Source organism: Micromonospora sp. WMMA1923 (assembly GCF_049179195.1).
Taxonomy (GTDB): Bacteria; Actinomycetota; Actinomycetes; order Mycobacteriales; family Micromonosporaceae; genus Micromonospora; species Micromonospora yangpuensis.
The window spans coordinates 3340202-3359371 of the sequence record NZ_JBMHLZ010000001.1 but is presented as its reverse complement, the minus strand read 5'-3'; the positions used below and the strand labels follow the sequence as shown (position 1 = coordinate 3359371).

Sequence of the window (19170 nt, the reverse complement as noted above, 5' to 3'; positions counted from 1 at the left end):
TCATCGGACAGAAGTAGTGCTCTCACCAGCAACAACCCGCCGGATCGTGGCGATCCGGCTCAGCCAGGCATCCAAATAGATGATCTTGACACTATCACCGGTGCTCGGAGCGTGGATGACGAGTCCGTTGCCGAGATACATGCCGACGTGGCGGGGATTCGAGAGCGTTCCCAGGCTGCCGGGGATGAGGATGAGGTCGCCTGGCAGGAGGAGACCCGGGTTGGCGACTGGTCGGCCGCTGTTGGCCTGGTCGGTGGTGACGCGGGGGATGATGATGCCGGCGGCCCGGTAGGCGGCCTGCATGAGGGAGGAGCAGTCGCACTGCTTGGCGGGGTCGTCGGAGTGGGGGTCGGTGCAGGATCCGCCGAAGTGGTACGGGGTGCCGAGCTGGTTCACGGCCCAGAGGACGGCCGTGGTCACGGGCGGCGGGGTGTCAGCCGGTAGCGTGAATCCGTCCGGCAGCGCGGTGAACGCGTCGGTGCTGCAATCGGTGAGGGTGCCGGTCAGGTGTTCCACCAGGCGTAGGGCCTCGTCAGTCCATGTGGCGTACGCCTCGGGGAAGGCGGAGACCTGGACCGCCTGCGCGGCCTCGGCGAGCGGCATCGACTCCCATCCGGGCACTGCCAGGAGCTTGGTGAAGAACTTGCCGGTCTGGTAAGCCGGTTCGGACAGTTGCGCGAGAGTGCCCCAGCCCTGACTCGGGCGTTGTTGGAAGACTCCGATGGAATCGTGGTCGTTGCGGTCACCGAGGTGGGGCAGGTTGCGGAGGCCGGATTCCTGGATGGCGGTGGCGAGGGCGACGACCCAGCCCCAGCGGGGTACGCCTCGGGTGACGCCGACATCGACGATGGTCGCGGCAATCTCGACTTGTTCGCTGTCCCACCTGCCGATTTCGAGTGGATGCCCGGTGGGGCGTGCGACGGATGTGAAGGTGGAGCCGCAACGACCGGAGCTGCCACCGGTGGCGGCCGGCAGTAGGAGTGCGGGCAGGCCGAGGCAAGCTACGACGACGACGGTGACAACGGCGGTGACGATCCTGGTCATGGTGACGGCTCTTTCGGGCAGGGGCCGGGTCTGCGTGAGTTCCCGGCCGGTGGGGTGGGTGCGCGGTTCGGACTGGAGCCTTTTCGGCGGCGGCACCCTGGGCGATTGCACCGGGTCACGGATACGCAGAAAGAGCGGTGCGCCGCCCACGTGGGCGGCGCACCGTGCTCCGGGTCAGACGACGGGCGTGGCGAGCACCGGGGCGATGTGGCGTAGCAGGTGCTCGATGAGTCGGTTGGGATCGCGTAGGTCGGCTTGACTGTCGACTGGTGCCGCGCCGGCCCAGTCCCAGGTGCCGTTGGTGATGGTGGGGACGTGCCAGAGTGGTCGCCGTGGGGGTTGAGGAAGAAGGCGCCGTTCCGGCGGCCGGCCAGGAGGGTGAGGGGCTGGGTGGCACAGGTGATGGTGCAGGCGCAGTCGGGGTCGTTGTAGCTGGTGCGCGTTCGGTGGTGGTGGAGGATGCAGCGGCAGTCGCAGGTTCTCTGCCAGGGCGGGGTGTATGCCATCGGAGTCCTCCCGGGGTGGTGCACGGGCGCACGCCTGCGGCCACCGCCGTGGCTGGACGATGTCCGAGGCGTACGACGGTGCGTGGGGGTGGTGCGAGTCAGGTCGGTGGTCGGGGCGCGGTCACTGCCTGCCGTGGTTCTCGCTCAGGCGGCTGTAGATGGCGACGCAGCGCAGAATCAGTAGGGTCAGTAACCGTTGGCGTTTGTCGTCGCGGAGCTGGTCCCAGATGAGGATGGTGACGGAGGCAGACCATACGTCGACGAGGACGCCGTCGATCTTGGCGTACTGACGGTTGGCGACGATGTGGCGCAGGGTGTCGATGAGGGTGGCGTCGCCGGGCGGGTGGTGGGCGTCGTCGGGGCGGGCGGCTTCGGGCAGCAGGGTGTAGCAGTCCTCGCAGGTGTGGTCGTGGCGTGGTGGGTTCTCGGTCTCCCACCGTCGGATGTCGCTGGCGGGTACTCCGCAGACCGACTGCCGGGGGTCGCGGGGGTGGCGGATGTGGCTGCTCATCGGCTGTCCGCCTGGTTGGTGCCGTACCGGATGGTGCTCACGGGTTCCCCAGTTCGATGCCAGATCGGGGCAGCGGCCTGCGACGGCCGCTGCCCCGACAGGTTGCGGAGTGGTCAGACCTTGAGCAGGTCGAAGGCGGTCACTTTGAGGTCGCCGGCGTTGCCGGTGACGACGCGGTTGGCGCGGACGGTGGCGTTCTTGGCGGGCTGGTAGTGGTCTAGGTATTCGGTGATGGCCTGGTAGCCGGCCCATCGGGTGCCGGTGATGGCTTTCTGGGTGTCGGCCTCGCGGATGAGGTACTTGAGGGTGCCCAGGCGTTGCTTGGCGTTGTTGCGGGTCTGGTCGGAGGCGGTGTCCTTGACCGGCCACACCTGGGCGACGACGTTCTCGAACGCGCGCATGGTCAGGTCGGTCTGGATCATCCGTTCGGCGGCCTGTTCGAAGGTCTCCATGTATGTCCACATGAGGCCGAGGGCTTCGCGGGCCTGGCTGATCTGGGCGTTGACGTTGGAGGTGTGTCGGAAGGTGTAGTGGCCGACGGAGTGGGCGAAGGCGGCGCGTTGGGTGTTGGCGCAGACGACCCGGATCGGGCTGGCGTCGACCCGTAGGGCGGCGGTGCCGTCGTGGGAGGTGGTGCCGATCAGGTAGAGGTCCAGGCGGTCCACGCCGGCGATGTGCATGCTGGTGGGCAGTTTCATGGTCACGAAGACGCTCTTGCCGCGGCGCAGGCTGCCGGCGGTTTCGAAGTGGGCACCGCCGACCTGGTCGACGAGGCGGTCGAGGAGTTCCGCGCATTGCTCGTTCTGGACCACCGTGTAATCGGTGCCCACGACACCCAGGTACTCGGTGACACCGGTGACGGGGTTACGGCGGACGGTCATCCGCTTGTCGTCTGCGGGGATCTGTACCTCGACGCCGTTGACGACGTCGATGCCGACCGTGCGGATGGTGCGCACGCCCCAGTCACCGAGACGGGCGGCGGCCATGATCTCTTCGGCGCGCATGGTGTCCTGGGTGACGGTGCCGAGCTGGTGCCAGGCCGACAGGCGGGCGGACGCGAAGGCGGTCGTCCCGTCGGCGAAGGTTTCGAGTTCGTGCGGCACAGGGTTTCTTCTCTCCATGCTGCGGTGGGGGCTGAGCATGTGGCTCGGCCCCCACCGCGGGTCGGGGATTGTGGGTCAGGGCTGCGTGGTGGTGTCCGAATCGGGTTGCGCCGGGTAGACGAAGGTCAGTGGGGCGTCGGAGGCCAGGAGGATGCGCCCGGCTGCGGCGGCCTTGGTGAGGTTGTTGCGTACGGCGCCGTTGCTGACCGCCCGGTTGAGTTGTCCGGAGAGGACCGTGGCGATGTCCTGTGGGGTCATGGCCATGCCGGGGTTGCCGGTCAGCACGTCGAGGGTGTGCTTCTCCAGCTCGCCTCGGCCGAACGGCTGGCTGCCGTCGGCGTTGACGGTGCCCTCGCCGCCGTGTCGGCCGGCGTAGCGGGGCAGGCCCGTCGTGCGCGGGGACGTGCGGGCGGGCAGGGTGACGACGTGGATGTCGCCGTCGGGGCCGGCGATGTGCAGGGTGCCGTCGGGGCGGATCAGTGGCTCCACCGCCGTCGTGGTGTGGGGTGCGGTCGCGAGGCCACGGAGGACCTGGCGGCACAGCGGGCAGCGGGGCGGTTCCGGGTTCGGGTCAACCTCGCTGGCTTTGGTCGGGCCGGTGACCCACCGTTGCGGAAGGCCGGGTAGCCGGCGGGCGGCGTCAGCCTGTTCCATCGCGGTGAGCAGCCGGGTGGCGGTGGCGTGGCCGATGCCGCTCTCGGCGACGATCGTGTCCAGGGTCGCGGCGTCATCGCCGTGGTCGGCCAGTACGCCCTTGATGGCCATGATCTTTCGGTCACCGGGCCGTACCGGGGTGAGCGCGGCGACAGGCCGGAGCACCTCGTCGCCGCGGGTGTTCGGCTCGCCCTGCGGTCCTGCCGTGGCGTCGGTGTCCCCGTTCGGGTCGGTCGGCTCGTCGGGCCCCTCCGGATCGTCGTCGCCCGGCTCGGTGCCCGGTGCCGTGTTCTGCGGGTCGTCGGCCTCGGCTTCCCGGTCGGCCGGATCCTGCGCCTCGGTGTCGACCGGGTCGGCGGACTGCCCCGCTGGCTCATCGTCGGGGCCGTCCGGTCCGCTTTCGGCGTCCGGCTCGGTGTGAACGGTGTCCGGGTCGGCCGCCGGGCCCGCGTCGGTGGGCGCGTCCGGACCGGCGGGCGTCTCGTCGGGGCTGGTGTCCTGCGACGTACTGTCCGCGCCTTCGGGCACCTCGGTCAGGGTCCACCGTGTGGGGGTGCCGTCGGCCGCCTCCGGGCCGGTGTCCACTGCGGAGACCAATCCGGCGTCTACCAGGGTCTTGATCGCCTTTTCGGTGGTGGAACGGGCTTTGCCGGCCTTATCGGCCAGCGCGTGGACATCGCCCTGCCCGAGTTCGGTGAGGGCGTCGAGGACAGCCTGTGTGGCAGGTGTCAGGGGCTGGTGTGGCATCAGGATTTCCCTTCTCGTGGGGTATCGGCCGACACCGGAAGGGGGTGCGGCCGGTGGTGCGCCGGGCCGTGGGCAGCAGCCGGCACGGCAGGCGCGGGGCGCGCTGCGGTGCCGGTGTGGCGTGGGGCTGCGGCCCGGTGGTTGTGGGCCGGGGCGACGCCGTACGGGGCTCAGCGGCCGTCGACGGTGCTTCTCGGCGCGGCGACCTGCAGGGTGTAGAGGCGGTTCTCGGTGGGGTCGCGGTAGATGCCGGCGTCGGCGTGGGACAGCCGAAGCGGGTTGATGCTGCCGGGTAGGCGGAGCCGGGCGTCGGCGGTACCGACCCGGATGTGGGCGCGTTGCCCGGCGAGGTTCTGCCGGCGGCAGGTGTCGGTGTGCGGCAGGACGACCAGGATGGTGTCGCCGGGGGTGACGTAGCGGCGGTGCACCTGCCGGCCCGGGTGTGCCTTCGCGTACGCGGTGCGTGCGGCGTCGGCGATGAGGGCGTCGATTCGATCGTGGGCGTGGCGGTAGTCGCGGCTCAGGTCGGTGATCGTCTTCACCGTGCCGCTGACAGCGGTGGCGGGTCCGCCGAGGTCGTCGGCGTTGATGAGCAGGGTCCGGAGCCCGTCGACGGTGTGGAGCAGTTCGGTGCGCAGGTGCCGCAGGTTGGCGGCGGCTTCGGGTAGGTGCGCGGCGGCGGGGACGGGGTCGGCGGCGTGCTGGTCGAGGGTGCGGCCGGTGGCCTCGGTGATCCGGCGGCCGATCGGGTCGAGATGCTGCATGGGGATCTCCTGGTTCAGGAGCGGAGCTGGGCGAGTTCGTCGGGGGTGAGCTGGTCGGGGGTCCGTTTGCGTCCGGAGTGGTGCAGGTGCCGCCAGCGCAGCAGCGACCGGCAGGCCGACGGGAGGTCGTCGCAGGCCGGCAGTGGCCAGGTCGTGTCGGGCTGGTTCGTTGTCCCGGTGGGGTGGGCGGTCGGTGTCCAGCCTTGGGAGGTTTCGGTGAGCTCGCCGATGACCTGGCCGGGGTGGGCGACGGCGAAGGCGTCGGCGGCCTCGGTGTCGGGCACCATCAGCCAGGTGCGGTCGTGGTGCAGGTGCAGGGTGGCGACGCCGTGTGCCGGGTCGCCGGGGTACAGCAGCAGGTGTTGCTCGGTGCCGGTGCTGATCGGCCGGTGGTTGCGCCAGGCGCGGTAGGCGGTGACGAGCAGCGCGCCGAGGAAGATGTGGCGTTCGCGGGCGGCGAGCGCGTCGCCGGCGGTGCGGTCGTAGCTGGCCACGGGCAGGTCGGCGTGGGTGGCCAGCCGGCGGCGGGCGTGTGTGGCGAGTGTTTTCAGGCGGGAGAGGGCCTGGTCGAGGGCTGCGCTGCTGGTGGTGAACTCTCGGGCGGTTTTGTGCAGGATGCGGGCGAGGTCGCCGACCGGGTCGAGGGTGGCCGTGTCGTGACGCCACAGCTGTTCGGGTAGGACGTCGTTGGTGTCGGCGGCGATGCGCCGCAACGCGGGATCGGTCAGGAACACCGGGAATCTCCTTCGGCGGTGGGTACGGGGGAGGCCGGTCGCAGGTGCGGCGGCCGGCCTCCGGGTGGGTGGTGGGTCAGGCGATGGTGACGGCGCACAGGTGCGCGTCGGAGCGCAGGGCACGCAGGTAGCCGCAGGCGTGGTTGAGGAACCGGAACCGGTCGGCTGCCGAGCTGCTGGCCGGGGTGAGGAGTCGGCCGTCGGTGGTGATCAGGGCGTCGCCGATGAGCGCGGTACGCCAGTGCAGGCCGACGTAGGTGGCTTCGCCGGCCTGGTAGATGGACAGTTCGTAGGGGTCGAAGGAGTGGGCGAGCATCGCCAGGACGCGGGGCTGTTGCTCGAAGCGTCGGCGTGCTTCGTTGAGGGTGACCTTGGTGGGGTCGGCGTGGTGTTGGGCCAGGTAGTCCTCCCACGGGCGGGCGGGTTTGGTGGTGGCGTTGATGTGGGTGTTCCAGGCCCGCCAGCGCAGACCGGCGTGGTGGGTGGCCGTGGCGGCGGTGCCGGTCAGGTCGAGTCGGCTCTTGCGGCCGCCGGCGGCCAGGGTGACCGTGCCGAAGCGGCGGGCGGCGTCGAGCAGGTAGTAGCCGAAGAAGCGGGTGAGCCAGCCGATCAGCCGGCGGTGGCGGACGTGGTAGCGGCGGGCCGGGGTGCCGTTGGCGTGCATGAGGTCGTTGACCTTCTCGGAGGCGGCGAACCAGTCGGCGTCGTCGCCGGGGGCGAAGCAGACGGTGACCACCGTGGCAGCGGTCGGGGTGTGGGTGGGCATGGCGGGTGCTCCCTTCGCGGGCAGGCTGGGGCATGGGTGGGTGCGCGGTGGTGCCACCGGGCGCGGCGTCCGGAATCGGTGGGCTGCCAGAAGACGCGGGCGTGATCACGGGCCGACCGGGGTGGGCTGTGGGTGATCGCGTTGGCGCGGGCAGGTCCGGGTGGGGACGGGCGGCGGTGCGAGCAAAGAAAGGAAGCTGCACCGTAGCGCCGTGACCTGACAGCAGCAGCTCTGTCAGGTCCGGCGGTCGGGTTGTTGAGCTGCGGTGACAGGGCTCGCCGAAGGTGTGTCAGGGTCTGTCAGAGGTTGAAGACGCCGTCGTCGTAGTTCGGGTTGTCCGCGACCGGTTGGCCGTGGTCGCTGGGCAGCCGGGTGAGGGTGACCCGGCCGGTGGCGGTGGCGGGGAGCCACACCGCTGTGGCCGGGTCGGTGTCGTGGGTGGCGGTGGCGGCCGGCACGTCACCGTCGAGAAACCGGTGGAGGTGTTCCTCGCGGCGTTCGCTGGCGAGCCAGAACAGCACCGGGTATCGGGGGCCGCCTCGGCGGGTCAGTTGGGCGTACCGGTCGAGTTTGGCCACCAGCCGCGGCAGCGGCTCGGTGCCGGTGTCGGCTTCCAGGAAGAACCCGACCGTGGTGTCGTCGACGCTCCACACGCCGTGTCCGTCGGCGGTGATGGTCCGGAACCGTCGGGTCGTGGTCGTCTCGGACCACCAGCGGTCCAACCGGGCCGGCCGGTGGTGGCGGGCGTGGGCGGTGAGCCGGACGAAGAACTCGTTGGCGGTGAGCAGGTGGGGTAGGCGCGGGTTGGCCGACATCCGGTGCACGGCCTGCCGGGAGGCCCGCAGCGTCGGTTCGGGCCGGCGGCGGGTGGCGGCCTGGAACCGGTGCCCCTGGTGGCCGAGGGTCCAGTGCCACGGGTGGCTGCCGCCGCCGGCGCGGGCGAACCGGAACCGGTCCAGCAGGCCCAGGGCGGCCAGCTCGTTGAGCCGGATCTGGCAGGTACGGCGGGCGTGGAACAGCATCCGGTGGATCTGGTCGGTGGTGAGGACCTGGTGGTCGTCGAGCAGCTGCAGGAGCAGCCGGTCCCGGTCGGTGATGTGGGGGTAGATGGCCAGCAGGCCGGGGACACGCGATGGTGGCATGAAGGTCACCCCGTGGAGAGAGAATCCCGTAGGGAGTCTGGATGAGTCGATCTTGGTCGGGGGTCGGTCGGCTGGCGGGTTCGGGCAGGCCAGGGACCTGACAGGCCGGGCCCGGCAGGCTCGTCTGGGACCTCGTGTCGCTGACACCCCCAGGCGAGCCCCCGATGCCGTAGCCAGCCGAGCCCTGACACGAGGGCCGCACCGGACGAGATCGGTCAGGGGTTTCGGGCGTTCATGCGCCGCTTCATCGCCGTACGGGCGAGCTGTTGCATCGGTGGTTCACCGTCGCTGCGGCGGTGGGCGGCGGCGCATTCCTGGCGGATCGCGGTCGCCTCACCCACGATCGGGGCCGGCGGGTTGGTGGTGAAGGTGAACGCGGGCAGTTCCCGGTTGCCGACCAGCAGCCGGGCGACGGCCGTGTAGACGTCGAGGTGGGCGAGGTCGTGCTCGTCCACCTCCGGTCGGGTGTGCCGGGACAGCTCCCGGGCGTCGGCCGGGTCGACGGTGAAGAACAGCTTCGACCGTGCGTTGGCCGATACCGCCGCCGCCACGTCGCGGGGCAACTGGGCGAGATCCTGGTGAGCCAGGACGAGCCCGAGCCGGAAGCCACGCGCCTCGGCCAGCATGTCGCCGACGCTTCCGGGCAGGGTCAGGAAGTTCTGACACTCGTCGACATACAGCACGGCATCGCGCCGCTGGTCCTCCGGCACCGTCGCCCGGGCGATGGCGGCCTGCCACACCCGGGCGACGATCAGCGAACCGAGGATGCGGCTGGTCTCCTCACCGAGGATGCCCTTCGGTAGTCGGCACAGCAGCACCCCACCGTCGAGGACCGCGCCCATGTCGAACGACGAGTGGGCGTTGCCGATCACCGACTTGACGAAATCCCGCAGCAGGAAGGCCCGCAGCCTGGCGAGCACCGGGGCGATGACCTGGCCACGGAACTGCTCGTTGATGCCGTCGTACCAGACCCAGAACCCGCCGAGCCCGTCCGGATCGTCCAGGCCGTGGGTGAACCGGCCCCGGAACTCCCGGTCCTGCAACAACGACGGCACGAGACTCAGCGTCGGCTTGGCGTGGCGCATCAGGGTCAGACACGCCACCCGCATGGTGTCGTCCATCCGGGGACCCCACTGCCCGGCGAAGATCTTCGCGAAGATCCCGACCAGGTTGTCCACCGCCAGATGGGCGTCGCCGCCGTCGTCGAGCGGATTGAAACAGGCCGGGTTCTCCTGGTCCGGGTCGATGAGCACGATCTTCTTCGCGTACGACACGGGCAGCCGGTCGAGGACGTCGGTGATCAGGTCCCCACGCGGGTCGATGACGACCGTGCCCCGGCCGGCCCTGATGTCCCCGAGGATCATGTTCAACAGCAGCGTGGACTTGCCGACGCCGGTCTTGCCGACCACATGCGCGTGCTGGCGGGCGTCGGTCACCCGCAGGCCGACACTGTGCCGGCCGACCTGCGAACGACCCAGTACCTTCACCCCCCGGCCACCGGAGGGCACCTGCACGGGCGCCGGTACGGCCTTGGCCCGCGCCCGGTCCAGGCCCGGCACCGCCAGATCCTGCGGCAGTGCGGCGAGCGCGGCCAGCTCCGGCACGCTGGCCAGGAAACCGCGACGTAGTCGGCGGCCGGCGAGGGTGGCCACCGGCTGTGGCATCTTCATCCGCCGCAGCCGGTTCGGGCCGGTGTACGCCGCGGCGGCCGAGGCGACGGTGTGCGCCAACCCGGTCAGGCGTTCCCGGACCTGCGGTGACCGGCCCTGGCCCGGGCGGGTGGGGTCCGAGGCGACGGCGAACCGTACCGCGATCTCGAAGTGCGGCACCCGCACCGCCTTCTCCACCACCGTGCGGGCATCCGCCGTGGCCACCGGATCCCGCTCGGCGCCCCTTTGGTACGGTGCCGGCGTCCGGGGCCGGGACGAGCCGGGCGTGAACACGTCCAGGATCCACCGCAGCGGCTCGACCACCAGGTGCGCGACACCCGACATGGTTCGGGTGGCCGCGTCAGGGCGCCCGTGCGGATGCAGGGCGGCGGTGGCCGCCGCCCGTCGGGCCAACCGGATCCGCCGTGCCGGTGCCGGGCGGGCCAGAACCTGCACGCAGGCGTGCTCGCGGTGGCGGACCTCGGCCCCGGCGGCGAGCAGGGCCCGCAGCGGATCGGCATCGTGGTCGACGCGCAGCGGCAGCCCGTCGGGCCGCTGCGGCCAGTGCGCCCCACCCACCTGCTCCCCAACCTCGGCGGGGATCGGCGCGGCGGCGTCCGTGGTCGTCACCGTCGCCGCCGGCCAGGCCGCCCGCACCGCCGCCTCGACCGCGCCGGGCGGCACCGTCCCCGGCACCCACACCCGCACGGTCAGAGCCCGCCCCGACCAGGTGTACTCCCAGCCGATGTGCGGATAACCGAACAGGTGGCGCCGCCACACCGACGGCGTCAGCACCCCCATCAGGACGGTCCAGAACACGGCGGCGGACTCCGCCGTGACCTCGGGTGGAGCGGCGACCGTCAACCACCTTGCGCCGGCGGTCAACCGCCGGTGCCGCCAGGCGAGCACCAGATCGTGGCCGAGGACCGCGACGATCAGCACGGCAGCGGCGACGAGCCCCAGCCACGGCCGTACGACGACCCACTGCCACACCTGCGCCGGCCACACCGGACTGGTCAGCGGACTCACCGGTTCTCCCCGCACTCCGGTATCGGCCCGATGGCCAGCGGATCGGCACCGGTCCTCCAGGCCGGATGAGCCACCGGCGGCCAGCCCTCGGATCTGGCCGTGCTCGTCGACGTGACGGGAGACAGCCCACTGGTAGCAGGCTCTACTGTGTCTTCTGACGCCATGACTTCCTGCCGATCTCTAGTGATTGATGCGGAGCCGACCTGACCTGTGCCCTCGCGACTCACGTGGCACCGAACCGGTCATCGAGGAAGAGACAGACCCCGGCACGCTGTTGGTGAGCCGGGAAGCGCCGTGTCGATCAACCAGCATGTTCCAGCGGTAGCGTGTGCGGATGAGCCGTGACTTCGCGATGATCCTGCGTGGCCTCATGGCGAACCGTCGTCTCACCCCACAAGCGGTGAGCCGTGCCTCCGGCCGCGCTGAATCGACGATCCGGCAACTTCTCAGTGGTGCGATCCCGCCGAGCCTCGAAGTTCTTCAGGACATCGCGCCTGCGATGCAACTGCCGGTGGCTGACCTCACGGTGATTGCGGGGCTGCCGGTCGACGATCTGCGCCCGAGGAAAGGCCCCTACGAAGCGAGTCAGGAGATCGGCAGCCTGGTAGCTGTCGCCAGCTGGCTATCACCGGAGCAGGTCCAACAGCTCATCACGCATGCGAGGGCGCTCAGATCGAAGGATCGGGATCATGATTCTCGTAGGTGGCCGTGACGCCGAGGTCACCATTCATCAACCGGATGAGGTGCCCGGTCACCGATCGCATTCCTCCAGTTCGTGGCCTGTGACGGCGATTCGGTGTTCGGTGGTGGACCCGATGCTGCGGAACGGGATACGGCTGCGTCCGGCGACGAGTAGTCCTTCGCCTCGAGGTGCGGACAGCAGCAGCTGTGACTCGCCGGTGGTGAGGTTGAACGCCTCGGAGACCGTGTCGATGGACTGGGTGCTCTGCCGCATCAGGATCTGTGTTGCGGCGTTGGAGACCACGGCGAGACCGAGGTCGGTGGAGAGGACGTCGGCGGCGTCCTGAGTGACGACGCACAGTCCGGCGGATCGTTTCCGGGCGGCCTTGGCCATCCGGAACAGGAACCGTGCGCCTTCGCCGTCGCGCATCAGCAGCCAGGCTTCGTCGACCACGACGAGGCGCCGTCGGCGTATGCCCGGGGCGGGTGTGTCGATGCCGGACCAGATCGAGTCGAGGGCCAGGAGAGTGCCGACGGTCCGTAGTTCGTCGGGCAGGTGCCGCAGTGACCACACCACCAGGTGGCCCTCCGGTCGGGTTGATGTCGGGGCGTCGAAGAGGCTGGCGAAGTTTCCGACCGTCCAGGGGGTGAGCCGGGCGGCGAGCTGCCCGGCGGCCGGGTCTGCGGTGTCGGTGGCGAGTGTTTCGGCCAGGTCGCGCAGCAGGGGCGCGGGCCGGGTCCAGGTGGCGGGGTCGGTGGTGATGCCGGCGCGGTGGTAGGTGGCGGTGATGGCCCGGTCCAGGGCGGCACGTTCGGCTGGTGGCGGGGTTGCGCCGAGCAGGACGGTGATCAGTGTGTGCAGGTACAGGCCGCGTCGGGTCAGGGTGTCGGGGCGGTGGTCGGCGGGCAGGTCGAGGGGGTTGATGCGGACGCCGGGTTTGCCGAGCTGGACGACGGTGCCGCCGACGTGTTCGGCGAGGGCGGTGTATTCGTCTTCGGGGTCGATGACGCTGACGATGGTGCCCTGGTACAGGTTGCGGAGCACGTCGAGTTTGACGAAGTAGCTTTTGCCTGCGCCGGAGCGGGCGAGGATGACGCTGTTGTGGTTGTCCTGGGCCCACCGGTCCCAGATGAGTACGCCGTTGCTGGTGGTGTTGACCCCGTACAGCACCCCTTCGGAGGTGGCGGTGGTGCCGGGGGCGGGGGCGGCGAGGTCCGCCGAGGCGAGTGGGAACGCTGCTGCCAGGGCGGTGGTGTCGAGGATGCGGCGCATGCGTAGCGGGTCCACGCCGACGGGGAGGGTGGAGATCCAGCCCTGTTGGTGGCGGAACGTCGCCGGTTGCAGGTCCAGGAGGACGCTGGCGGCGGCCGAGGTGACGCCGGCGGTGATGGTGGCGAGTTCGTCGAGGGTGCGGGCGTGGACGGTGACGTAGATGCCGACCTCGAAGAGTTTCGCTGCTCCTCGGGCGACCCGGTCGGCGAGGTCGGCGGCGTCGGTGGCTGCGGCGTCCACGGCGGGGTCACCGAGGCGTCCCTGGTCGGCGTCGAGGCGGCGGGTGGATTCGAGGCGGGCCCGTTGACGTTTGAGCATCGGCGCGGCCACCGGTGGTGCGACGGGCTCCAGGTGGACGGCGACGTCGACGCGGCCGGGGTAGGACAGCAGCGGGTCGAGCCAGGCGGGGCCGACCTCGGCGGGGTAGCCGCACACGATGTAGGTGGCGGCGTATCCGTCGCCGACCCGGACGTGGCGTGGGGTGACCGACAGGGCGGCGGGGGACGGCATGGCGTCTGCCGGGGTGCTGCTGGTCGACCGGTGTTTGCGCAGGTTCACGGTGTGCTCCGCAGAGTGATCGGGGTGCCGGGTACCGCGCGGGGCCCTGGCACCGGTGGGGTGAAGGGGTCGACGGCGCCCGCGAGGGCCGAGGTGACGGCCGGGCCATCCATCGCGGTGGCTTCGACGCCGAGGCCGGACAGGGCCCGGACGGCGGTGTCGGCCGCGTGGGTGCCGGAGACGACGGCGATGACCTGGCGGCGGAGTGGATCGCGCTGGTGGTCAAGGTCGACCAGGAAGGCGGCGTAGTCGCCAGCTGCCGTCTGCAACGCCGGCTGCGGCAGGCGGGCTGCCTGGTCCAGGACCGCCTGCGCGTACGGGGTCAGGTCGTGTCGGCGTGCGGTGACGACGATCTGCGCCGGGCCGGTCAGGCTGTTGAGGAACCGGCCGAAGCCGGTCAACAGTGCGTTCTGTTCGCTGCCGGTTCGTAGGTGGATGTTGGTGGTGCCGCAGGCGATCAGCACCTTGTCGGTGCCGTCGCTGGTGAGGACGCCGGCCGGGCTGACCTTCGTGGCCGGCGACCGCAGCGGTGCCGGCAGTGGCGGCGTGCCGGCCACGACGGCGACCGTGCTCGTCCGTGCCGCGCCGGGGGTGAGGGTCCGGGGACGGTGCGCCAGCGTGACCGCGTGTCGCAGCCACACGTCCAGGGGCAGGCCGTCACGGCGGCCGAGGGCCACCACGGTCGCGACGGCGAACACGAGCAGGCCGGCGGCGATCCACGCCACCGGCGGCAGCAGGGGCCCGAGGCTGCGGTAGAGGCCGAAGCCGGCCAGACCGGTACCGCCGATGATGCCGAGCTGCCGGAACGTCAACCCAAACGCTATGTGGTCGGGTTCGTTGATGTCGGCCGGGACGACCGCGCGGGGTGTGGTGTCGTCGAGACTGTGCACAGGCCACTCCTGATCAGGGGTCGACGGTAGGCGTAATGGTTCAGATGTCCCGACGGCCAGGCCGGAGCCGTCCCCCGGAGCGGGGGAGTCTGGGCAGCGGTGCGATGCGCAGGATGAGCGAAGTGATACCGGAACCCCGGCCAAGGGGGGCGGCGAAGCGGCGCATCAGGCTCGGTATGCGGATCGTGGTCCACAGGACCACGATCACCAGCAGCAGGTTGAGGGTGTCCGAGCCGGGTAAGCCGAGCAGGATCGGCAGGTTCGTGTCGGGGCCGACGATCAGGTTGATGCCCGCCGAGAAGGCGACCGCCTGCAGTGCCGGCGTGGCCAGGCACCCGAGCAGCGTGCGCCACCACAGGTCGGCGGCACCCTGCGTCCACGGGGTGGCGTAGCAGGCCAGCGCTACCGGTGCGATCCCGGCCAGCACGACCAGCAATCCGATGCGTGCCAGCCAACTGCCGACGAGCATGAACATCAACACGACGATGATCAGCCCGATGACCGCGACCAACAGGGCGGCGCTCTCGTCGATCAACGCCGAGGTGACGCGCCGTCGGACGAAGGTGAGCGTCTCGGTGGTCGGTGCCGACGTCCCGGCCATCGTCGTGGTCAGGGTGTTGGCGACGCCGATGAGCAGACTCGTCAGGGGGACCGCGAACGCTGACAGGACGAACCCGACGACGAGGCGGGGGAGTAGCTGTTTGAGCTGGTACTGGGTTCCGACCGAGTCGCCGAGCATGAGGGCGACACCCACGGCGATGATCGCAAGGACGAAGCAGGCGTTGACGACCACACTGCTCCTGCCGGCGATCGACTGCACCTGCGGCAGGACGGTGACGTCCGGCGAGACGAACAGAGATGTCGTCAGGAAGGCCAGCAGGCCGCCGAGAAGGTCGACGACCTTCTCGGCGAGCCAGATGACCAGGCCGTCCATCAGCCAGATGGTCATTGCCGGGGTCATGTCAGCCGCCGAGGATGCCCTGCAGCACCTGCAGAAGCACCGGGGCCAGCACCGCGAGGGCGTAGCCGACCAGAGCCGACTTGACGTTGCCCTTGGCCTGCTCGACCTGGGCCGGGTCGCCTCCGGCCGCCATGTACCGCAGGCCACCGACGACCAGGAACATCGTCGCGACCAACGCGATGATGCCCATGATCCAACCAGTGATGTTGGAGATGACCTGGTTGATGCTGTTCACCGCCAGTGGCTGCGCGGCGGCGAGTTCGGACAGGACATGCACAGTGGTATCCATGGGGCGCTCCACACGCGATCAGGTGGGCCGCCGCGGTGGGAGCCAAGCGGAACCGCTGGTCCGGTGGGGGCGCTCCTCCCTTGCGTAGGACGAAGGGATCGCGGTGTCAGTACGCCGCGCCAGCCGTGCCGAACCGTGGGCCCCGCCGATGGATGGCCCCCACCGGGCGGGCATGCCGTGGAGGACATGCACCGCCCAGATCTCGACTGTCCGGCCGATCGAACCCGCTCCCTGCCTGTCCCGGTCTGACACCGCCGGTCAACGCCATGGCCGGACCAGCTCACCGGGCTTCGGCGGGGCCGATCGGCGGAACCAGTCGGGACACGACGAGGCCGTCCCGGGCAAGCCCGGGACGGCCCTCGGTCTCGTACGACGCAGTCCTGTCAGACGATGCCGGCCGCAGGGCCGGGGGAGCGCCACGGGCTGGACAGGTCACCGCACACGAGCGCAGCGGCAACGATCCGCTCGGCGCGGCGGCGGCGCATCCGCAACGCCGGGGCGGTCACACCCTGCTCGACGGCCAACTGCTCGATCAACGCGTCACCGAACCGGGTCGCGCTGATCAACTCGGCGGCGTCGGCGCTGATCAGGCCGGCGGCGGCAGCCCTGCCGAGCAGCAGATCCGGATGCCCGTACGGCATCCGCGGCGACCGCGACCCACTCGGCAGGTCCAGGGGCAACTCCTCACTGTCGACTCCCTTGACGACCGTGACTCCGGCCCGCCACGCCGCCCAGCACAACCGCAGCCACAGCCGGGGTGCCGCCAGGTCCGCCGTCCGCAGAGCCTGCAGGAAACCGGTGAGCACCTCGGAATCGACGTCGTCGGCGTGCCGGGCCTGCCCACGGCTGATCTTCGCCGCCAGATGCGTCAACGCCGGCAACGCGACACCGATCGCACCGGCCACCCAGGCCGATCCCCACTCCCGCGCCTGGCAGGCGAGCTGCCGCCACAGCGCATCGGTCGTATCGCTGTCGTGACGCTCGAAGACCAGCAGCGCCCGCAGCTCGTCCAACGGCATCGTCCGGTCCGGCAGCCCCGGCACCGGCCGGGCATCGAACACCAACGGCGCCGGCTGGCAGGTCAACAACCCGAACGCCGTCTCGGCGGTGGTCAACGCCGTGTCGGTCGTGCGGGTACGCATCGTCGTCACCATCATGTCCTCCTCGACAGGGGCCCATCGCCGACTGCGTGGGCCTCCGAGGCCACCGATTGGGACACCTCGACCTGACACCGGACGCCGTTGTCAGATCGCGTCAGGTCGAGTCCGACCACGACAGGTCTGCCGCTGCCCGTGTTCATCGCGGTCCGACAAGCGACGTCGTCCGTCGTACGAGCCACCCCGCCAGCGGACTGGCGCTGTTGGTCGTCGTCGCGCAGGCGGTGCGGTGACAGCGCTCGACAGCCTCGACGCGCAACTTCAGCCCCGACCGCCGGTCTTGTCAGGATTGACGGCTCTGGTACCGGTGGAACGCGGATCGCGGCAGAGCCGGATGTCTGCCCTTGCCCTCTGGCCGGACCGAGCTTGTCCTATCCCTGTGCTCTAATCCCGTCGCATGTCGTCTGTGGCGCGCAGTGGAGAACGCGCGGTCCTGCTGGTGCACCGCAGCCCGACGCGCCGGGCATACCCGGATCTCTGGGATCTGCCCGGCGGGCACGTCGAAGCGGGTGAGTCGGAACTACAGGCCCTCGCGCGTGAGATGCACGAGGAGCTAGGAGTTCACATTGTGGTGGAATCCTCGTCACGGTCGGGTGACCTGCATGCCGGCAGTGGCGAGGACGCCGTCCACGTGGGCGTCTGGCAGATCAGAGACTGGGTCGGGTCTCCCACCAACCGTGCACCTGAGGAGCATGACGACATCGCCTGGGTCGGGAGCGGTGAGCTGGACGGCCTTCCCCTCGTGTTTGGCGCCCTGCCGGCACTGCTTCGTTCCCTGCCTGGGTCTGACCGGTTGTGTTGCGAGAAGGCACGGACAACCGCATCGCCGAGCGGCCCGTAGATCCATCGCCGCTCGGCACTTCCGTCCGGTTGCATTCCCTCCATCCGGTCATCGGCACGTCCGGAAGGCCACCGGGCCCCGCTCGACGTGACGCTGCGTAGCGCGAATCGCCGTATGAGCGGGCATCCAATAGCTGGATAACATGTGCGTGTGTCGGGGTTGTGTCGGTCGCCGGCGGGTTTGAGTAGCCGGGCCAGCTCGTTCGTCAGCGTTCATGGAGTTCGGCTCGACGTGCCGGTGAGTCAGTTTCGGGGCGCGTGGCGGGAGGCCCATATTCCTGACGAGGTCATCGACCGAGGCGAGGCGTATCGGGCTCGGTGGGGTGGCCTTGTCCTGCCGTCCGCGCCGGGCATGCCCGAGGATGCCGCGGGCCCGCGGATGCTCAGCGTGGGCACGCCGGAGTGGGAAGACACCTTTGTTCCCCCGGGGTGGTTTTTCGAGGCCGGGCCGCAACGCACCGCTGTGCCGTACGCGTTCCTGATCGGTCCGGACGGCACGTTCGGTATCGCCGGTGGCGACGATGGGCAGTGGGTTCCGTTGTATCGCAGCATCGACGGCTGGGTGGAGGCCTTGGCTCTGGCGTACGCGGCGATGGACATCGCGGACAGGGTCACCAGGCTGACCGGTTCAGCCGTCGGTCAACTCGACCTGACCGCGATGCAACCGGTCGCAGAGGTTGGTGGCATCACGAACGGCTGGTGGTACCGGCCGGGTCTACTCGCTGCTGTGTACTCCGGTGAGTCGGAGTTGTTCGCGCGGCCGTCCTACCGCACCGCCTACCTGTACGCCGGCAACATCGATGAGCAGTGGTTGTGACGCCGCTACCGCATCGGCACATGGGTGGGATCAGGTGAGCACGATCAGCGGCATGAGCGCCGCAGGACTCGGCACCTGAAGAGCGAGGCGTATTGGCCGGGTGACTCTTCGGGGCACGCTGCCGAGTTGCGAAACTTGCTCGCTATGAGTGCTAAGGGTCGTTCCGAGGCCACGGCGAGGTGCTCGCGCGTGAGCGTGCATGGTCGCCGAGGTCCTGTGCATGTCCTGAAGGTGCGTGACGGCATCCGTGCTGTTTTCAGCATAGGCTCACCGAGTGACCGTGTACGACATCGCCGCCAAGCTGCCGTCCATCGGCGTGCTGCGGGACCGCTGTAGGGCACTCGCCGTTCTCGAGTGCATCGTCGACGGTGGTGAGCCCTGTTACGCCTACACCCGCGCCTGGGGTGACGATGAGGCCGCACTGATGAGCAACGGCAGCGGCGACGAGTGGGCGGTCGTGTTCACCGCCGACGGCGCTTTCATCCGCGTGCTCGACCACGAGTCGGCGATGACGCCGTACCGCGATCCGGAGCACGAGCTGTGGCCCGGGCTGCTCGAGGGCATCCCGGCGGTGTTCTGTCCGCAGATCGAGGAACCAGCGTTCGGCGACGAGCAGGGAAAGTTCCTCGCCACCGCTGTGCTCTGGCGACTCTCCGATGACGCCCGCTGGCACACCGGCGAAGACATCACCTTCCCCCCGCCCCGCGGACCGTACGACACCGACCCGGACGGCTCTCACCGGCTGGAGATCCTGCTCGACGACATCGTCGACCGGTACGTCATCTTTGCCAAGGACCACTACGGGATCGAGGTGGACCCGATGGTGATCGAGCACGTCGTCGCGCACCGCCCGCTCACCGACGTCGTTGTGCAGGCTTTGAACCCGGAAGTAACCGTTGCCAGGCTGCACGGGGACATCGTCGCAACTGGATATCCGATCGTGCCGGTGTGACGTCAGGCCCATGCCGGGACAGCCTCGGCAGCACGCTGGTCGCTATCGGCATCCGGTCAGTTGGCCGGACCGCCCGGATCTCGACTCGTTCGTGCGCCCTCGC

The 19170-nt window shown here is 70.0% G+C and carries 18 protein-coding genes; 4 read left to right on the top strand and 14 right to left on the bottom strand.

The window, feature by feature from the left end:
* The 9 genes from ACN28G_RS15100 to ACN28G_RS15060 all read right to left on the bottom strand — a co-directional run bounded on the left by ACN28G_RS15100 (position 1) and on the right by ACN28G_RS15060 (position 10649).
* Complete coding sequence (locus tag ACN28G_RS15100; RefSeq protein WP_421479467.1) at positions 1 to 1044, bottom strand: C40 family peptidase; 1044 nt, start codon at positions 1042 to 1044, stop codon at positions 1 to 3.
* A gap of 627 nt (positions 1045 to 1671) precedes the next feature.
* Positions 1672 to 2061 (bottom strand): hypothetical protein, encoded by a 390-nt coding sequence (locus ACN28G_RS15095; RefSeq protein ID WP_421479466.1) that lies wholly within the window; start codon positions 2059 to 2061, stop codon positions 1672 to 1674.
* A gap of 113 nt (positions 2062 to 2174) precedes the next feature.
* Positions 2175 to 3164, bottom strand: a complete 990-nt coding sequence (locus ACN28G_RS15090; protein WP_421479465.1) for a DUF932 domain-containing protein — start codon at positions 3162 to 3164, stop codon at positions 2175 to 2177.
* Between the two features lie 75 nt (positions 3165 to 3239).
* Positions 3240 to 4565: a helix-turn-helix domain-containing protein gene (locus ACN28G_RS15085; protein ID WP_421479464.1), complete on the bottom strand. Its 1326-nt coding sequence runs from the start codon at positions 4563 to 4565 to the stop codon at positions 3240 to 3242.
* Between the two features lie 170 nt (positions 4566 to 4735).
* Complete coding sequence (locus ACN28G_RS15080) at positions 4736 to 5329, bottom strand: hypothetical protein (protein ID WP_421479463.1); 594 nt, start codon at positions 5327 to 5329, stop codon at positions 4736 to 4738.
* Between the two features lie 14 nt (positions 5330 to 5343).
* Positions 5344 to 6063: a hypothetical protein gene (locus ACN28G_RS15075; protein WP_421479462.1), complete on the bottom strand. Its 720-nt coding sequence runs from the start codon at positions 6061 to 6063 to the stop codon at positions 5344 to 5346.
* A gap of 76 nt (positions 6064 to 6139) precedes the next feature.
* Entirely contained in the window at positions 6140 to 6829 is a 690-nt protein-coding gene (locus ACN28G_RS15070; protein ID WP_421479461.1) for a hypothetical protein, read from the bottom strand.
* Between the two features lie 299 nt (positions 6830 to 7128).
* Positions 7129 to 7971, bottom strand: coding sequence for a replication-relaxation family protein (locus tag ACN28G_RS15065; protein WP_421479460.1), 843 nt, complete (start codon positions 7969 to 7971; stop codon positions 7129 to 7131).
* Positions 7972 to 8186: 215 nt separating this feature from the next.
* Positions 8187 to 10649, bottom strand: coding sequence for a type IV secretory system conjugative DNA transfer family protein (locus ACN28G_RS15060; protein ID WP_421479459.1), 2463 nt, complete (start codon positions 10647 to 10649; stop codon positions 8187 to 8189).
* A 334-nt stretch (positions 10650 to 10983) separates the two neighbouring features.
* On the opposite strand from ACN28G_RS15060, the gene ACN28G_RS15055 reads away from it, so the two are divergent.
* On the top strand, positions 10984 to 11361 hold the full coding sequence (locus tag ACN28G_RS15055) for a helix-turn-helix domain-containing protein (protein WP_421479458.1): 378 nt from the start codon (positions 10984 to 10986) through the stop codon (positions 11359 to 11361).
* Positions 11362 to 11400: 39 nt separating this feature from the next.
* Here ACN28G_RS15055 and ACN28G_RS15050 read toward each other — a convergent pair whose 3' ends face one another.
* The 5 genes from ACN28G_RS15050 to ACN28G_RS15030 form a co-directional block, all read right to left on the bottom strand.
* Entirely contained in the window at positions 11401 to 13113 is a 1713-nt protein-coding gene (locus tag ACN28G_RS15050; RefSeq protein ID WP_421480915.1) for a VirB4 family type IV secretion system protein, read from the bottom strand.
* A gap of 44 nt (positions 13114 to 13157) precedes the next feature.
* Positions 13158 to 14051, bottom strand: a complete 894-nt coding sequence (locus tag ACN28G_RS15045) for a PrgI family protein (RefSeq protein ID WP_421479457.1) — start codon at positions 14049 to 14051, stop codon at positions 13158 to 13160.
* Between the two features lie 40 nt (positions 14052 to 14091).
* Complete coding sequence (locus ACN28G_RS15040; RefSeq protein ID WP_421479456.1) at positions 14092 to 15000, bottom strand: conjugal transfer protein TrbL family protein; 909 nt, start codon at positions 14998 to 15000, stop codon at positions 14092 to 14094.
* Between the two features lie 13 nt (positions 15001 to 15013).
* Positions 15014 to 15301, bottom strand: coding sequence for a pilin (locus tag ACN28G_RS15035; RefSeq protein ID WP_421479455.1), 288 nt, complete (start codon positions 15299 to 15301; stop codon positions 15014 to 15016).
* A gap of 383 nt (positions 15302 to 15684) precedes the next feature.
* The gene (locus ACN28G_RS15030) at positions 15685 to 16443 is read right to left on the bottom strand and encodes a hypothetical protein (RefSeq protein ID WP_421479454.1); all 759 of its coding nucleotides are present in this window, start codon (positions 16441 to 16443) and stop codon (positions 15685 to 15687) included.
* 412 nt (positions 16444 to 16855) lie between these two features.
* On the opposite strand from ACN28G_RS15030, the gene ACN28G_RS15025 reads away from it, so the two are divergent.
* The 3 genes from ACN28G_RS15025 (at position 16856) to ACN28G_RS15015 (ending at position 19067) form a co-directional block, all read left to right on the top strand.
* Entirely contained in the window at positions 16856 to 17299 is a 444-nt protein-coding gene (locus ACN28G_RS15025) for an NUDIX hydrolase (protein ID WP_421479453.1), read from the top strand.
* Positions 17300 to 17536: 237 nt separating this feature from the next.
* Positions 17537 to 18115, top strand: a complete 579-nt coding sequence (locus ACN28G_RS15020; RefSeq protein WP_421479452.1) for a hypothetical protein — start codon at positions 17537 to 17539, stop codon at positions 18113 to 18115.
* 274 nt (positions 18116 to 18389) lie between these two features.
* Positions 18390 to 19067: a hypothetical protein gene (locus ACN28G_RS15015; protein WP_421479451.1), complete on the top strand. Its 678-nt coding sequence runs from the start codon at positions 18390 to 18392 to the stop codon at positions 19065 to 19067.
* Positions 19068 to 19170: the final 103 nt, after the last annotated feature.

Excerpts from the sequence above, each read along its gene's own strand:
- ACN28G_RS15025 (WP_421479453.1), top strand. The coding sequence starts at position 16,856 with ATGTCGTCTGTGGCGCGCAGTGGAGAACGCGCGGTCCTGCTGGTGCAC.
- ACN28G_RS15030 (WP_421479454.1), bottom strand. The coding sequence starts at position 16,443 with ATGCGTACCCGCACGACCGACACGGCGTTGACCACCGCCGAGACGGCG.
- ACN28G_RS15070 (WP_421479461.1), bottom strand. The coding sequence starts at position 6,829 with ATGCCCACCCACACCCCGACCGCTGCCACGGTGGTCACCGTCTGCTTC.
- ACN28G_RS15055 (WP_421479458.1), top strand. The coding sequence starts at position 10,984 with ATGAGCCGTGACTTCGCGATGATCCTGCGTGGCCTCATGGCGAACCGT.
- ACN28G_RS15040 (WP_421479456.1), bottom strand. The coding sequence starts at position 15,000 with ATGACCATCTGGCTGATGGACGGCCTGGTCATCTGGCTCGCCGAGAAG.
- ACN28G_RS15085 (WP_421479464.1), bottom strand. The coding sequence starts at position 4,565 with ATGCCACACCAGCCCCTGACACCTGCCACACAGGCTGTCCTCGACGCC.
- ACN28G_RS15065 (WP_421479460.1), bottom strand. The coding sequence starts at position 7,971 with ATGCCACCATCGCGTGTCCCCGGCCTGCTGGCCATCTACCCCCACATC.
- ACN28G_RS15095 (WP_421479466.1), bottom strand. The coding sequence starts at position 2,061 with ATGAGCAGCCACATCCGCCACCCCCGCGACCCCCGGCAGTCGGTCTGC.
- ACN28G_RS15080 (WP_421479463.1), bottom strand. The coding sequence starts at position 5,329 with ATGCAGCATCTCGACCCGATCGGCCGCCGGATCACCGAGGCCACCGGC.
- ACN28G_RS15100 (WP_421479467.1), bottom strand. The coding sequence starts at position 1,044 with ATGACCAGGATCGTCACCGCCGTTGTCACCGTCGTCGTCGTAGCTTGC.
- ACN28G_RS15050 (WP_421480915.1), bottom strand. The coding sequence starts at position 13,113 with ATGCCGTCCCCCGCCGCCCTGTCGGTCACCCCACGCCACGTCCGGGTC.
- ACN28G_RS15035 (WP_421479455.1), bottom strand. The coding sequence starts at position 15,301 with ATGGATACCACTGTGCATGTCCTGTCCGAACTCGCCGCCGCGCAGCCA.